This is a genomic window from Corynebacterium sp. CCM 9203 (assembly GCF_041357675.1).
In the GTDB taxonomy this organism is placed as follows: domain Bacteria; phylum Actinomycetota; class Actinomycetes; order Mycobacteriales; family Mycobacteriaceae; genus Corynebacterium.
Window position 1 is genome coordinate 604,763 of the sequence record NZ_JAUERY010000002.1, and the last position, 14,997, is coordinate 619,759.

At 66.4% G+C, this 14,997-nt stretch carries 14 protein-coding genes and 1 tRNA gene; 9 read left to right on the forward strand and 6 right to left on the reverse strand.

Going from position 1 to position 14,997, the window contains the following annotated elements:
* The first annotated feature begins 206 nt into the window (after positions 1–206).
* Genes QWU44_RS06155 through QWU44_RS06170 form a run of 4 tightly spaced genes read left to right on the forward strand, consistent with a single transcriptional unit; the run spans position 207 to position 4,275 of the window.
* Entirely contained in the window at positions 207–1,547 is a 1,341-nt protein-coding gene (locus QWU44_RS06155; RefSeq protein WP_370914794.1) for a sensor histidine kinase, read from the forward strand.
* On the forward strand, positions 1,544–2,176 hold the full coding sequence (locus QWU44_RS06160; RefSeq protein ID WP_370914795.1) for a response regulator: 633 nt from the start codon (positions 1,544–1,546) through the stop codon (positions 2,174–2,176). The genes QWU44_RS06155 and QWU44_RS06160 overlap by 4 nt, the downstream gene beginning before the upstream one ends.
* Before the next feature lie 51 nt (positions 2,177–2,227).
* A complete protein-coding gene (locus tag QWU44_RS06165; protein ID WP_370914796.1) occupies positions 2,228–2,911 on the forward strand; it encodes an ATP-binding cassette domain-containing protein in 684 nt (227 codons plus the stop codon).
* Positions 2,908–4,275 carry a hypothetical protein gene (locus QWU44_RS06170; RefSeq protein WP_370914797.1) on the forward strand — a complete coding sequence of 456 codons (1,368 nt, stop codon included), beginning with the start codon at positions 2,908–2,910 and terminating at the stop codon, positions 4,273–4,275. The genes QWU44_RS06165 and QWU44_RS06170 overlap by 4 nt, the downstream gene beginning before the upstream one ends.
* Here the strand turns inward: QWU44_RS06170 and QWU44_RS06175 are convergent.
* From QWU44_RS06175 to QWU44_RS06190, 4 genes are all read right to left on the reverse strand, one after another.
* A complete protein-coding gene (locus QWU44_RS06175) occupies positions 4,220–5,374 on the reverse strand; it encodes a hypothetical protein (protein ID WP_370914798.1) in 1,155 nt (384 codons plus the stop codon). The genes QWU44_RS06170 and QWU44_RS06175 overlap by 56 nt on opposite strands.
* Positions 5,375–5,822: 448 nt before the next feature.
* Positions 5,823–6,611: an endonuclease/exonuclease/phosphatase family protein gene (locus QWU44_RS06180; RefSeq protein WP_370914799.1), complete on the reverse strand. Its 789-nt coding sequence runs from the start codon at positions 6,609–6,611 to the stop codon at positions 5,823–5,825.
* A gap of 110 nt (positions 6,612–6,721) precedes the next feature.
* On the reverse strand, positions 6,722–7,657 hold the full coding sequence (locus QWU44_RS06185; RefSeq protein WP_370914800.1) for a Sir2 family NAD-dependent protein deacetylase: 936 nt from the start codon (positions 7,655–7,657) through the stop codon (positions 6,722–6,724).
* On the reverse strand, positions 7,654–8,421 hold the full coding sequence (locus QWU44_RS06190; protein ID WP_370914801.1) for an SDR family oxidoreductase: 768 nt from the start codon (positions 8,419–8,421) through the stop codon (positions 7,654–7,656). Before QWU44_RS06190 ends, QWU44_RS06185 begins: the two co-directional genes overlap by 4 nt.
* A 12-nt stretch (positions 8,422–8,433) precedes the next feature.
* Here QWU44_RS06190 and QWU44_RS06195 point away from each other — a divergent pair, with 12 nt between their 5' ends.
* The 4 genes from QWU44_RS06195 to QWU44_RS06210 all read left to right on the forward strand — a co-directional run bounded on the left by QWU44_RS06195 (position 8,434) and on the right by QWU44_RS06210 (position 13,214).
* The gene (locus QWU44_RS06195) at positions 8,434–9,933 is read left to right on the forward strand and encodes a succinic semialdehyde dehydrogenase (RefSeq protein ID WP_370914802.1); all 1,500 of its coding nucleotides are present in this window, start codon (positions 8,434–8,436) and stop codon (positions 9,931–9,933) included.
* Entirely contained in the window at positions 9,920–11,173 is a 1,254-nt protein-coding gene (locus QWU44_RS06200; protein WP_370914803.1) for a deoxyribodipyrimidine photo-lyase, read from the forward strand. The genes QWU44_RS06195 and QWU44_RS06200 overlap by 14 nt, the downstream gene beginning before the upstream one ends.
* Positions 11,174–11,210: 37 nt before the next feature.
* A complete protein-coding gene (locus tag QWU44_RS06205) occupies positions 11,211–12,275 on the forward strand; it encodes an alpha/beta hydrolase (protein WP_370914804.1) in 1,065 nt (354 codons plus the stop codon).
* Between the two features lie 105 nt (positions 12,276–12,380).
* Complete coding sequence (locus QWU44_RS06210; protein ID WP_370914805.1) at positions 12,381–13,214, forward strand: MerR family transcriptional regulator; 834 nt, start codon at positions 12,381–12,383, stop codon at positions 13,212–13,214.
* On the opposite strand, the gene QWU44_RS06215 is transcribed toward QWU44_RS06210, so the two are convergent.
* Both QWU44_RS06215 and QWU44_RS06220 read right to left on the reverse strand, forming a co-directional pair.
* Positions 13,190–13,537, reverse strand: coding sequence for a hypothetical protein (locus tag QWU44_RS06215; protein ID WP_370914806.1), 348 nt, complete (start codon positions 13,535–13,537; stop codon positions 13,190–13,192). The two genes, QWU44_RS06210 and QWU44_RS06215, sit on opposite strands and share 25 nt — an antisense overlap.
* Positions 13,538–13,608: 71 nt before the next feature.
* Positions 13,609–13,691 (reverse strand) — tRNA-Leu (locus QWU44_RS06220).
* A 341-nt stretch (positions 13,692–14,032) separates the two neighbouring features.
* Here QWU44_RS06220 and QWU44_RS06225 point away from each other — a divergent pair.
* Complete coding sequence (locus QWU44_RS06225; RefSeq protein ID WP_370914807.1) at positions 14,033–14,986, forward strand: DUF3662 and FHA domain-containing protein; 954 nt, start codon at positions 14,033–14,035, stop codon at positions 14,984–14,986.
* The last annotated feature ends 11 nt before the right edge of the window (positions 14,987–14,997 follow it).

The window sequence follows — 14,997 nt, forward strand, 5'->3', positions numbered from 1 at the left end:
AGAGTAACCACGCTGTGTGTCCCCCGGTAGCCTCTCCGGCCTAGGGCCGCCTTCATGTCGTCGGTGCGTGTCAACACCCACCGACGAAACGAGTGAGCAGGCGTTTCCCTCCATCATCGACACGTTTGCACGTGGTGACGACACGCGGGCCCTGCGGCGAACAGCCAGCCCCGGTTGTCGTCGGTGCGTGTTAACACGCACGAGTGATGAACACCGGCCTGGGTTTTCTCCGTTCTTCCGCCGGGTTCGCACGTACCGACGACATTTCCGACGGCCCGAACACCGCTCATACCCCGCCGACGCGCCGCACCGTGCAGATCACTGCCCACACCGGCGCGCCTAGACTTTCGGCCATGGGGACCACACCGGCACCATCTACCCACCGACCGGAGCTCGCCGACACCACCGGCAACCGGCTCCGGCTTCTTGACCTGGTGTTCGCTGCGCTGGCGGCCGCGCTGGCGGTGTTCCACCTGATCGTCGCCCTGTCCGACACCCCCGCTCCGTCCACACTGGTTGAAGTACCGCTCGCGGTTCTCTTCGTCCCCGCGTTCGCGGTGTGGCGTAGCCGGGTCGTCCCGGCGGCGATCGCGCTGACGATCCTGACCGTGGCGTGGACGGTGAACTGGCTCACGGCGCTGCCGGCGAACCTGGGAATCAGCCCGTTCCTGGTTGCGGTGCCGATGGTGGTGTACTCGACGGCCCGGTACCGCTCCGATCTACTCGTCCCCGGTGTTTTCACCGCCATTCAGGCCATCTGGTGTTTCTTCTCCCCGCTGCTGTGGTGGTGGACACCCGATCATTTCGAACGCGCCACCGGCGTGCAGGCGGCGAGCTGGATCGCGCTTCAGTGGCTGGTTCTGGGCCTGGTGTTCGTCTCGGCCCGCAGCGCGCGGACCGCGGAGCGGCACCTGGTGGCGGAGCAGGAGGCGGCGCGCGAGCGGGAGCGTGCGGGTGTCGCGAGGGAGATCCATGATGTGCTGGCGCACAGCCTGACGCTGATCAACATGCAGGCCGGGGCGGGTGTGATGCTCGGCGGTGGGGCGACGGACAGGCGGGCGGAGATCCTGTCGACGATCCAGAAGGTCAGCTCGGAGGCCCTCGAGGAGGTGCGCGGGATCGTGGGGACGTTGCGTGACGATTCCCCGCCGACGTCGGTGACGGGCATGGCCGGGATCCGGGACATGGTCGGGGAATTCAGGTCCGCCGGGCTCACGGTTGAGGCATCGTTGCCGGAGGGGGAGGTCTCGGACTCGCAGGTTGTCCGCCTGACGCTGCGCCGGGTGGTGCAGGAGGCGCTGACGAACGTGCTGCGCCACCAGGGCCCGGGCAGCACCGTGACGCTCACCGTGGAGGTCACCGATGAGGTACACGTGGTGGTGGACAGTCGTGTCGGCGGCCCGATTCCGCGGCGGACGCGGCATTCCGGCGCCGGGTTGACCGGTGTGCGCGAGCGGGTGGAGCACCTCGGCGGGACCCTGGATGTGGATGTGTCCGATCCGGCGCACGCGCAGATGGTGGCCAGCTTCCCGGTGGTGGCGCCGTGATCCGGGTGCTGCTCGCGGACGATCAGCCGCTGGTGGTTGAGGCGCTGGAGATGACCCTGTCGACCCAGCCGGACATCAAGGTCGTCGCCACCGCCGCCGACGGCGCGGAGGCCCTGGAGGCGGTCGCCGCACACCGGGTCGATGTCGCGGTTCTGGACATCCAGATGCCGCGTGTCGACGGGATCGGTGTGGCGCGCGAGATCCTCGCCCGACACCCGGGCGTCCGGGTGCTGATGCTGACGACATTCGATGCGCACGAGCTGGTCCGCGACGCCCTGACCACGGGTGTGCACGGTTTCCTCCTGAAGGACTGTGGGCCGGAAGCGCTGATCGACGCCGTACGACGCGTGGACGCCGGAGCGTCGGTGCTGTCCCCGGGAGTCACGGACTATGTGCTGCGGGTGTTCCGCGGACACACACCCACCCCACCCGCGGAGCCGTTGACGGACCGCGAGCGGGACGTCCTGGCGGGAATCGCCTGGGCCCGCACCAACGCCGAGATCGCCGCCGACCTACACATCGGGGAAGCAACGGTGAAGACGTACATCTCCCGCCTGCTGGCGAAGACGGGGACCCGGGACCGGGTGGGACTCGCACTGTGGGCCAGGGACCACGAGCTGCACCTCTAATTCCCCCGCGCGACGGATGTGCCGACGGCCAGTCGACGTTTCACTGGTGTCATGAGCAACCACGAATCGGCAATCGAGTGTCGCGACATCTCCATCAGCTACCGGAACCAGCAGGTTCTGGACAGATTCACCATGACCGTCGACCGGGGCCGGATCCACGCGCTGGTCGGCCGGAACGGTGCGGGCAAATCCACGTGTTTCCGGATCATCCTCGGACTCGAGGACCGGGCCGGCGGCACGGTGGAGGTCGATCGGGCGTCAGTGGGTGCCTCGGTCAACGGACCGGCGCTGTACCCGCACCTGAGTGCGCGGGACAACCTCCGCGTCCACACTCTGCTCCTCGGCCTCGACGACGCCGAGATCGACCGGGTTCTCGGGGTCGTGGGCCTGACCGGTACGAGTCGGAAGAAGGTGCGTAGTTTCTCCACCGGCATGAGATCCCGCCTGGCGTTGGCCGTCGCTCTGCTTGGTGGGCCGCGGATCCTGCTCCTCGACGAACCGCAGAACGGCCTCGATCCGGAGGGCACCGTCGCGCTGCGGGGACTCCTGCGTGGCTACGTCGACGCCGGTGGGACCGTGTTGATCAGCTCACACCAGCTCGGCGAGATCGCCCTCACCGCCGACGACATCACCGTGCTCCACGACGGGCGGGCCGCATACTCCGGCCCGCTGGGCGCCTTCGCGCCGGCCGGCGAACTAGAGTCCCGGTTCCTCGACCTCACGGCGATCCGATGATCCGCGTGATCCGGGCGGAACTCGTCCGAACGAAGAACACGACCGTCGCCTACTTTCCGCTCCTCGGTTTCGCGCTCGCCGGGCTGGGACTTCTCACCAGCTACTCGGATGCCGGCCGTGGCGCCTGGCAGGCACTCTACGTCACCGGCATGGCGGCACCGCTCATGGCGCTGCTGTCCGGTCTTCCGGAGAAGCGGGAGAAGACCTGCCGGGAGGGCGGGACCGGGATCCGGCCAGTGTCACCGCGCCTGGTCCGGGGTGCTCGCCTCATCGTCCTGCTGATCATCCTGGCGGCCATGCTCGCCTGCGATTTCGGCACTCTCCTACTCCCGGTGGCCTGGGTGTACGCCTGGATCGGCGGCGCCGGTCTCGTCGCGATGTTCGGCGTGATCAGCCGATGGGTCGGCCTGATCCCGGCCCTCCTGGTCGCGGTGGTGTGGCAGGTCGCGGGCACACTGACCGCGGAACATCCGCTGTGGATCCTCCTTCCACCAACGTGGGCGGTACGACTCATGCTGCCGGTCCTCGGTGTCCGCTCCAATGCCGTCCCGCTCCACCCGGGTGATCCGCTCGCCACGGAATCCCCGGCCACCGCCACGGTTCTCTGCCTGGTGTTCGCGGCCCTCACCGCCACCGCGTACGTCCTCATCGGGACACCCCACACCCGGCCCGACAGATCAACCGCAGTGGCCACATCACACACCGGAACCTGGGACGCCGAACCCGCCGCAGACCTGCGGAAGGGACGGGCGTCGACAGGCGCGGCACTGAGCCACGCGCTGCTCCGCACCGCACTCACCCCCCTCACTCTCGCGGCGCTGGCGCTGATCGCCGTCGCCGGATCATGGACCGCGGACCTCGCGGTACACCTGATCCTGCCCCTGGGGTGTGGTGTCGGGGCCGTGGTCACCTGGTCCGCGCTGCAGCCCGCATGGCGGATCACCGTCTGCCGGACACGGCGGGTGATCCCCGGTGTCATCGTCTGGCTCGACGTGCTGGTGGCTGCCGTGGGACTCGGGACCGGCGCCATCCTCGCACTGCGCGGAACACCACTGCCGGAGATCCTGCGAATGATCGGACTGCTGGTAGTTGTCGGGGCCGTCATGGTCACGGCAGCTCTCGCCCTCTGCGTCCGAACCGGGACAGGCGCGGTGATCGCCGCGACCGTGTTCCTCACGGTCCTGTCCGTCACACTCGGCGGATCAGTACTGGCCGAAACACCACTCTGGCTGCCTGCGATGCCCGCCTGGCCGTTGACGGCCACCGGTGCCCGCCTCCCCGTGGCACTGGCCCTCAGCACCCTACTGCTCACTGTGTCCACCGCATCGGCACACCGGGAGTTACGCCGAGCAGCCGCACGATAAGAGACGCCACCGACCCCCGCGCGGCATCCACCACCACCTTCGGATGCCGCCACGCGGGCACACCACGGCACGCAACAGCGGGCGCCTCAAGCTCCAGCAACCGACGCAGGTGATCCGTCCACTCCCCACCCCGGAACGTCTCCCAATTCACCCGCACCACCCGGAAACCCAGAGCCTCCAGACGACGCTGGCGACGCTGCTCCCCCATCAACGCATCCCGCGTCCGCAGCGTCTTCGCGACCCGCGCCCCCACCAGATCATCACCACTCAGCCCGTCGAACTCCCCCGGCTCATCAACCACCCCGTACTTCGGCCGCCCGTCATACTCCACCACCACCCCGTGGTCGGGGAAACAGAAATCGGTGCGCGCGACGAACACGCCACCCCGATCCCGAACCGTCGCCTGCACCAGCGGCAACGGAAAACCCAGAACCCACAACCGGTACCGGACCAACGTCTCCCGCGGACTCTCCGACGCCCCATTCACCACCACCAAAACCCGGACCACCCGGGCGAGACGATGCACCGGCCCCAGAGCCAAAAGGCGGGATACGACGTCGTCAAGCGTGAACACCCGCTCCCGCAGACAATGATCGAACACCACCAGCGCATCCTCCACGCTCCCGTACCGGGCGACATCGATCGCCGTCTGCAGCGGCGACGTCACCCACACCGGCCCCCACACCGTCTCCACACGGACACGATCAGCCCGCGCCACCGTCGGCGCCGACCGGAACCGGACCCGCCCGCACGACGGGAACGTGGTCCGGCGCGGATACTGCAGACTCGGCTCCCGTGCCGCATCCGCCAGCGGAAACCCGTGGAGCGACGCCGCGGTCTCCGCCATCGCGACCGCCTTCGGATAGCGGTGCAGAAGAGCGACCGCGTACGCCCGCCACTTCGCCTCATCCGACCCATCGACCGTGTCCGACCGAAGATAGATCCCGCGGGTCGCACACATCAGATCGTGCTTCCGGGCCGACGCGTAGACCCGGGCCCGGGCCGCGCCCCAGAGCGGACGCGTGTCGATCAACGGCGGGGCAGACCCGGGCACTGCCGATGCTTCACCGGGAGTTGTCGTTTCCGTTCGGGTGGTCATGCCCCGTCAGACCGTGGGACCGGACGATCGGTTCCGGAGCGGGCGGAACGTCGGACAGGCCGCGGGTCGTGGGCGGATCAAGCGAGTCGGGGACAGCATCGTTAATGCGTGTTAACACGCAGTGACGAATGCGGTTCTCGCAGGTGAAGGGCCGCGCGGGGCGATGTTCGCACGTGGTAGCGCGCTGGGCGACCAGATCGGGAAGAGTGCCGCCCGGAATGATCCCGGTTTGTCCCTGCAGGGCAGGCGCCTCGTTACTACGTGTCAGCACGCAATAGTCACGACTGTTTCTCCATGTCAGCACTCTGGAACGGAGGTGTTCGCACGCAGTAGCAACATTGTCGACCACACCTCGGCCACCATTTGTCCGGGGGCTACCCAGTCAACGAGCACGAGAGGCACACATCCGGGGACAGGGCGCGGCACCCAGCCCCCTGCTTCTCCGGTTCTATCCCCGGCGAATGTGCGCGACGACCGGGGCGTGGTCGGATCCCCCGGTGTCGAGGACACGCACACCTCCGTCGACGACGCTCCATCCGTGGGGGATGAGGATGTGGTCGATCGGCGATCTCGCCCAGCCGGGGAGGGCGGTGGGCCAGGTTCCACGACCGAGAAGCGGAGCGGCGGCCGCCGCGTCGGCGTGCGTGTCGGTACGTGCTAACACGCCATGACGAGGCACGGCATTGAGGTCCCCGATGATCAGCGCATCGGGGTGCGTCTCGGCGAGGGACACGATGGTTTCCAGGTCATCGTGCCACCGGCCCATGAGTCCGGGTAGTGGTGGTGCGGTGTGGAGGCCGATGACGTCCGGTGTCCGCTCCCCGGGGCGCCCGGTGGAGACGTGCACGGTACCAAACGTGACCTCGGATGATCCGGGGACCTCAACGGCTCGGTAGTCCCCGAGTTCTTCCGCGACCAGGACGGTGACGGGCATCTCGCTGCTAACGAAGGACCGGTACCCGGCGGGAGCCGCACCGGAGTACTCGGGGAGGACGGCGATGTCGGGGTCGACGTCTCGAATGAGGGTGGCGAGGGCCTCCGGGGTGACGGAGTCTCCGGTGTTCCACTCGAGGACAATGAGCCCGCCGTCGTCCGCGTCACTAACGGCGGGCTGTTGGACGGGCAGGAAGCTGCCCGCACCGGCGATGACGAGAACTACACCGGCGGCGAGCAGAGGCCGGAAACGCCGCAGTAGCACACCGGCGACACCGATGAGCCCCAGCCCCGCACCGACCACGACCGGAAATGCGGTGAAGTGGGCGATGAGAGGCCACGTGGTGGCTGTGTTCCCGGGAAGAAGCGCCCAGGCCAGGGCCGCGATGAAGATGCATAGGGACAGGATTCACATCACAGTTCCAGGGCGTCGAGGATTCGGTCGGAGGCGTCGGCGACGCTGGTGCGCCACAGTACGTCGGCGCGGCTGTCGGCGCGCCCCGGGCCACCGTTGATGACGATGAGGGGAAGCCCGGCGCGGCAGGCGTCGAGTGCGATGCGGTATCCACTCATGACGGCGAGTGAGCTGCCCATGACGATGAGGATGCGCGAGTCGCGGAGGAGCCTGCCGACGGCGTCCCGCCGACTGGTGGGGACGGGTTCGCCGAAGTAGACGACGTCGGGTTTGAGGAGTGTGGAGCCGCAGGTGGTGCAGCCGACAAGCCGGAAGTGCGTGACGACGTCGGGGGTGAGGTCGATGTCGCCGTCGGGTCGCACGTTTCCTGTGCCTGTGGCCAGGGCACGTTCGAGGTAGCCGGGGTTCGCCGCGTCGAGGCGGCGGTCGAGGTCGTGGCGGGGTTCGCGGTTGCCGCAGTGGAGGCAGGTGACGACAGAGAGATCGCCGTGTAGTCCGATGACGGTGCGGGATCCGGCGGCGGTGTGGAGGCCGTCGACGTTCTGGGTGATGATTCCCGTGATGAGCCCGGCGCGTTCGAGTTCGACGAGGGTGTGGTGGGTGCGGTTGGGTCTCGCACCGGCCATGTGGCGCCAGCCAATGAAGCTGCGGGCCCAGTAGCGGTGGAGTGCTTCGGGGTCGTGGCGGAACTCCTGGTAGGTCATGGGTCGGCCGCGGGTGAGGGACCCGGCGGGGCCGCGGTAGTCGGGGATGCCGGAGTCGGTGGACACCCCGGCGCCGGTGAGCACGAGGACACCACCGCGACGCAGTGCGTCGGCGGTGGCGGACAGTGCGTCGTCGGGTGGGGTTGGTTGTGCGGTTTCCCTGATGACGCGGGAGATGGAGCGGAGTGCGGAGTCGTGGATGCGGGCGATGTCCGGGGTGAAGGGGGTCAACCGGCGACCAGCCTGGTGATGATCTTGCCCATCCAGTGTGGGGTGAGTTCGCGGGCGGTGTGCATGATGCGGTCGGCGGTGGACACGTTGTAGTGGACTTTTGCGCGACTGAGGCGGCTGGTGGGATGTACGGCGTCCCAGAGGACGTCGGCGATGGCTTCGGGTGTGATGTTGACGCCGAGGCGGCGGACGGATCCGGCGTTGACGGTGGCGAGGCTGGTTTTCGCCCAGAGGGGCCACAGGTCGACGACGCGGATTCCGTCGGCGTGCCATTCGAGGTTCAATGCCTCGGTGAGACCGGCGACATAAAACTTGGTGGCGGAGTAGACGCTGATGTCGGGCTGGCCGTAGATCGCGGACGCGGAGGCCATGTTGACGAGGTGGGAGCCGGGCGTCGCCGCGAGGTAGGGGTGGGCGGCATGTGCGCCGAGTGTGACGCCGAGGCAGTTGACGTTGATCTGTGCGGCGATGTGCCCGGGGTTCATCTCGGCGAGGTGTCCGTCGGCGATGATGCCGGCGTTGTTGTCGAGGACGTCGAGTTGCCCGCCGGTGTGGGCGGTGAATTCGGCTAGTGCGGTGTCCCAACTGTCCGGATCGGTGACGTCGAGGTGGCCGCTGATCATGGTGCCGCCCTGTTCTTTACTGATGTCGGGGCCGTCGATGGAGATGTCGTAGACGCCGACGGTCCAGCCCTCGCGGAGGAAGCGGCTGGCGACGGCTGCCCCGATTCCCTGGGCGCCGCCCGAGATGAAGATGTTTCCCATAGGTTGGAGTGTATGACTGATTCTTCCACGACTGCCGCTGCCATCACGATTACTTGTCCGGTGGATGGTCGGATGGTAGGTCGGGTGATGGGCCACACGCGAGCGGATGTCCGTTCGGCGTTCGCCGTTGCGAGGCGGGCTCAGCCGGTCTGGGCCGCGACGCCGGTGTCGGACCGGAAGGCGATCATGTTGCGGTTCCATGATCTGGTGCTGTCGCACCGGGACGAGTTGTTGGATCTGATACAGGCGGAAACGGGCAAGAACCGGGCCAGTGCGTTCGATGAGGTACTCGACGTGGCGGTGACCGCGCGGCACTATGCGTTCGCGGCGGCCGGTCTCTTGGCGCCGCAGCGGGTGAAGGGGGCGTTGCCGGTGCTGACCCGGACCGTCGTGGAGCGGGAGCCGGTCGGTGTGGTGGGGGTGATCTCCCCGTGGAATTATCCGTTGTCGATGGCTGTGTCGGACGCGGTTCCTGCTCTCTTGGCGGGTAACGCGGTGGTGGTGAAGCCGGATTCGGCGACGCCGTTGACGGCATTGAAGGCCTCAGAGTTGTTGTCTGCTGCGGGTCTGCCGACGGAGCTGTTCCAGGTCCTCCCCGGGCCTGGGGAGGAGGTCGGCGGGGCGATCGCCGACGAGTGTGACTACCTGATGTTCACGGGTTCCACGGCGACGGGCCGGATCCTGGGTGCGAAGGCCGGTGAGCGGTTGATCGGTTATTCGGCGGAGTTGGGCGGCAAGAATCCGTTGATCGTCGCCCCGGACGCGGATCTAGCGCGCGCGGCGCGTGGCGCACGTCAGGCGTGCTTCGCGAACACGGGCCAGTTGTGCATCTCCGTGGAGCGGATCTACGTGCATGAGGAAGTCGCCGGTGACTTCACGGCCCGATTCCTGGCGGAGGTGTCGGCGATGTCGGTCGGGGCGGGTCCCGGCTGGGACGTCGACATGGGTTGCCTGATCTCCGAGGAGCACCTGGAGCGGGTGCGGTCAGTGGTCGATGATGCGGTGTCGAAGGGCGCGCGGGTGCTCGCCGGCGGCCATCCGTTGCCGGAGCTGGGGCCGACGTTCTACGCGCCGACGGTGTTGACGGATGTGCCGCCGGACGCGGAGTTGTATGACGGGGAGGTGTTCGGCCCGGTGGTGTTCCTGGAGACGGTCACTAGTGTCGACGAGGCGGTGGAGCGGGCCAACGAGACCATCTACGGGCTGAATGCGAGTGTGTGGGCGAAGCCGTCAACGGGCCGCCGGATCGCCTCGCGGCTGCATGCGGGCACCGTGAACGTGAATGAGGGTTTCGCCGCGGCGTGGGGGTCGGTGTCCGCCCCGATGGGTGGCTGGCGGGCTTCGGGGCTGGGTCGACGGCACGGGGCGGTGGGGTTGACGAAGTACACGGAGACCCGCACCGTCGCGACGCAGCACCTGGTGCCGGTGTCGGGTCCGCCCGGTGTCGACCGGGAGTTGTTCGCGGACGTGATGTCGACGGCTCTGCGCTGGGGCAAGCGTGTTCTGCGCTGACCAGGTTGTCTGGCTGCGCCGGGATCTGCGCCTGCACGATCATCCGGCGCTGGCGGCCGGTGGCCCCGGTGCGCGGGTCGTCGTGGTGCGGGAGCCTGCGGCGAACGGATTTCAGCAGGCGCTTGTCAACGCCGCGTTGGATGAGGTCCGTGCGCACCGCATGGTGGAGGTGTTCGACGGCGATCCGCGCGAGATCATTCCGGGGTTGAACCCGGCGAAGGTGTGGGTTAGCGCCGATTTCACGCCGTCGGGTCTGGCCCGTGACCGGGTGGTCTCGGACGCCCTGGGTCCCGGTGTGATGGAGGCCGCCGGGTCGGCGTACGCCGTCGATCCGGGGATTCTGCGCACGGGGCAGGGCGGGCACTACAAGGTGTTCACGCCGTTCTACCGGGCGTGGTGTGATTACGGCGCCGATGATCCGGTGGGCGCTCTCCCCGGTGACCGTGGGCTGCCGGTGACACGGGCGTGGCGGGACTGGTGTGAGTTCCTGCGGGATCGGTTGGGCGGTTACGCGGAGAACCGGGACATCCCGGCGATCGACGGCACGTCCCGGATCTCGGGGTGGCTGGCCGTGGGTGCCCTGCATCCGCGGAGTCTGCTGGCGACGCTGGCCAGGGCAGATGCGCCGGAGGTGGATAAGGAGGCGTTCGCGCGGGAGCTGGCATTCCGTGAGTTCTACGCTGATTTTCTCTACCACCGGCCCGAAACGGCGCACAGTGACGTCAATCCACGGTTCGCGGGTTTCCGGTGGAACGAGGCGGGCACGGAGTTCGACCTGTGGGCCCGGGGACTCACAGGCTTCCCAATCGTGGATGCCGGGATGCGTCAGCTTGCGGCGACGGGCTGGATGCACAACCGGGTGCGGATGCTGGTGGCCAGTTTCCTGACGAAGGACCTCCACTTGCCGTGGCAGTCAGGTGCGGAGCACTTTCGCCGGCACCTGGTGGATTTTGATGTGGCTAGCAACCAGCATTCGTGGCAGTGGTGTGCGGGGACGGGTACGGACGCATCCCCCTACTTCCGGGTGTTCAATCCGATGACGCAGGGTAGGAAGTTCGATCCGGATGCCTGCTACATCACCCGCTGGGTACCGGAGTTGCGGGGTGTTCCGGCCGGTGACATCCACGCGATACGGAATCTGCCCCCTGAATATCCGGCACCGATCGTCGATCATGCGGAGGAGCGACGCGACGCACTGGCACGGTACGAGGAAACCAAGGGGGCTTCCGGAGTGCTTTAAGGTGCGTCACGGTCGCTGATCGCCTAGGTTTATTCCCATGAGTGCACTTCACACCCGTTCCGCTGGTAATACCACCGGACTTCTTCGTCTTTCTTCGGTGGTTGCGGCGGTTCTCACCGCGCTGGCGGTCATCCTCACCCTGACCGCTCCCCCGGCGCACGCCGCGGGTAACCGCGACTGGCTGCGGCCCGGATGCGAGTGGGATGGGCACGGGCACTGGATCCAGAAGTGCTGGGTTCCCTCACCCGCCAACGGTCGGGACATGGCTGTCCTGGTTCAGCCCGCAGCGTATGGCGGTAACGGTGGCCTCTACCTGCTTGACGGCTTGGAGGCCCCCCGGGACAGCAATGACTGGGCCCGCACCGACGTGATGAACCAGTTCCTGGGGGACAATGTCACCATCGTGATGCCCGTCGGGGGCCGAGGCCAGTTCTACGCGGACTGGGCGCAGGCGGGTCAGCCGTTGTCCTCCGGCTACAGTTCGGAGATCGGCCAGGTGCCGCCACTGCAGTGGGCGCAGTGGGAGACGTTCCTCACCGCTGAACTTCCCGGCTGGTTGCAGCACCATTTCGGGGTGAGTCCGAACCGGAACTCCATCGCGGGAATCTCGATGGGGGCGCTGCCGACGTTGACGCTCGCGTCCCGGCACTCTGACCAGTTCAAGCAGGCTATCGCACTGTCCGGTTTCATCGATCCCGCTGCGGCGACGCACATTCCGATGATCGCGGCGGTCGGTTCCGCGGGTTCCTCGTTCGGTGGTGGCCAGGTGTGGGAGCTTTTCGGTTCCTCACCGGCGTTCAGCTCCAACATGAACAAGCTCGACCCGGTGGCGAACATCCAGGGGCTGCGGAACGTCGACACCATCGTCTACTCCGGCAACGGACTCAAGCACCCTGCGGACGGGTTCCCGCCGCCAGCGAACATCCCGCTGTCGATCCTGGGTGAGTTCTTCATCAACCTCTCCAGTATCAGCTTCGTCACGAAGGCCCGCGCACAGGGTCTCAACGTGGAGCACCAGCAGGGCGACGGGATCCACACCTGGGCACCCTGGGTCCGCGTCATTCAGAATAATCACGGTCGAATTCTCAGCGCCGTCGGCTGATCCCAGCGGTGTCTCGAAACCCCCGCCACTGCAGGTCAGTGTGCGGGGTTTTCACATGCCGGGGAGCTTGACCCTGCCACTGTGTCAGACTGTTGACTGGAAACCATGAACCACTACCACGGCCTCAGAATAGGTGTTTTCTCCCAGCTCACCGGCATCAGTGTGCGAATGCTCCGGCACTACGGCATGCACGGTGTCCTCACCCCGGCGATGACTGATCCCGCGACGGGATACCGCTTCTACTCCTCGGACCAGATCCCCCAGGCACTCCTCGTCACCCGGCTGCGCGACGCCGGATTCCCGGTCCGTGATATCAGAACAATCCTGGAATCCAGAGGAGACTCAGTTGTGCTGTCGACACTCACCGAGGAACGTCGAACCGCGATCATGCAGGACATGGCGACGGCTCAGGAGCAGTTGCGGGCACTCGCCGATCTGAATCTCCGGGAAACGGTCACGCCCGTGGCGGTGACCCGGACCGTGTTCCCCGCTACGGATGTCGTCAGTCTGCGTGAGGTGCTCCCCACCTACAACGACGAGCACGGCCTGTGGGAACGTCTCCGGACACTGACCATCGAGCAGGCCACGCCCTGTGCTCTGGGCGGTATCGCGGGGGCGGTGTACCACGATGCCGAGTTCCGGGAATCGGAGACGGACGTGGAGATCTTCGTTCAGGTCACCGAGCCGTGCCAGCCGGAGCCCCCGTTGGTTCACCGGGCGCTGCCGGAGCGGGACATCGTCACCGCGACGCTCCACGGATCCTATGAGCGGATGAGCACAGTCACCGCACAGATCGGCGCCTACCTCGTCGAGCACGGTCTGGAGGCAGGGCCGATGATCAACCTCTACCGGGTGTCACCCGCACAGGACCCGAACCCCGACAACTGGGTCACCGACGTCGTGTTCCCCCTGATTCAGGATGACATGCCGGCGACGTAAGCCACCTGGCCGACGTGCTGGGCGGCGTCATCGAGGATGCTGACGAGACGGGTGGCCCGCGTGACGGGTGGGTCGTAGGAATCGTCGACGATCTCCGCCCACTGCCCGTTCCGCAGGCTCCCGGCGTACCGCGCCGCAGCGGAGCACGCGGCGATGAGATAACCGGTGAGCCCCTCCTGATCATCGGACACAATGCGGGCCGCGTGCCCGAGTAGCCACGCCGGTGAGTTTGGATGGCCACCGGGGTGACTATTCGACACGTCAGGTTCAAGGGCAGGTAGTGCCACCGCTGCCGGACGGACGGTGGGCGAGATCCCGTCCACGTCTTCGCGCTTTATCCTGGCTATCGAAAACATGAGAGAACCCCGACCAGAGGTCGGGGTTCTCTCATTTGTGGGCGAAGGGGGACTTGAACCCCCACGTCCCTAAGGACACTGGCACCTGAAGCCAGCGCGTCTGCCATTCCGCCACTCGCCCGAGTGATGGCCGCTGCGCGACTCCTAGAAATATAGCACGCGAACATTCATCAAGGACAAATTACCTGTTCAGAATAAGGTTTCCGAACCACCCCCCGGACCTCATCCCCTTCTTCACCAACGGTCGTTCTACTGTACCGGACCATGAGACACCTATACTGGGCCAAAGTATTGTGCAGACTGGTCCGTCCACGGCACTCGACACTCCCGGTGGGGCAACGAGCTGCCGCGGAGACACCACCCATTTCGTTCATGGTGGACCCGTTGCACAGCCTCCGCCATCCCGATTGCCAGTTGATGTTGGTACCGGGATGGCCGATACGTGAAGGAAGGTGAGAAACGATGTCGGTGATGGACCGTATCGCCAAGTTGGACAGTTCACTCCAACGTGGTCTGGACAACGGCTTCGCCTTCGTGTTCGGCGGAAAAGTCGTTCCCGGAGAAATAGATGACCTGATCATCCAACAGGCGGAGGACAACCTCTCCAGGGGTGACGGAGACTGGATAGAAGCTCCGAACGTCTATCTAGTTTCCGTTAGTGGGAAGGACTTCGACAATCTTCGTTCCACGCATCCGGGTCTGCCCAGGGATGCTGCTTCCCGGATGAGCAGATGGTGTCGGAATCAGGGGTTCGTCACACTCGGTCCGGTCATCGTCCAGGTGAGAAAAGATACGAACCTGCGTACCGGTCAGCTCGGTAGCCGAAGTAGCATCGACCCACATCCCAGTGAGGCCACGGCCTTTATCGACGGAGATTCGGACACCGGCACCGATGGGGATCAGCTTCCCGTGGTCAGGGAACAGGTACAGGGGCTCTCCGGGAACCCGGAATCCCCCGGGCTCGGCACTCCGGTCACACCCCGCCCAGCCGCTTCCGGTTACGGCCCAGAACCCGTCCCTCCGGTTTCTCCGACTCCTTCACCAACGGTGGCGCGTCGGCGGGTCGTGGATAGTGCGGGCACCACTGAATATCTTCCCACTGGAGGAGGTCCGGTGCAGCATGCCCCTCTGGTGTCCCTGCTGCTGCAGGACGGTTCCTCGCGGACCTACCTGGTCCAGGAGGGGTCGAACATCATAGGTCGTGGTACCGACGTCGATTTCCGGTTACCTGACATGGGAGTCTCACGCCGACACGCGGAAGTGATGTGGGATGGCCGGGATGCCGTGCTGGTTGATCTTCACTCCACCAACGGGACCACTGTCAACGACATGACCATAGAGAACTGGCTCCTTGCCGACGGTGACGTGATTAAAGTGGGACACTCCTATATTGAAGTTCGGATCACCGGCGGCTGACCACGTTCCAA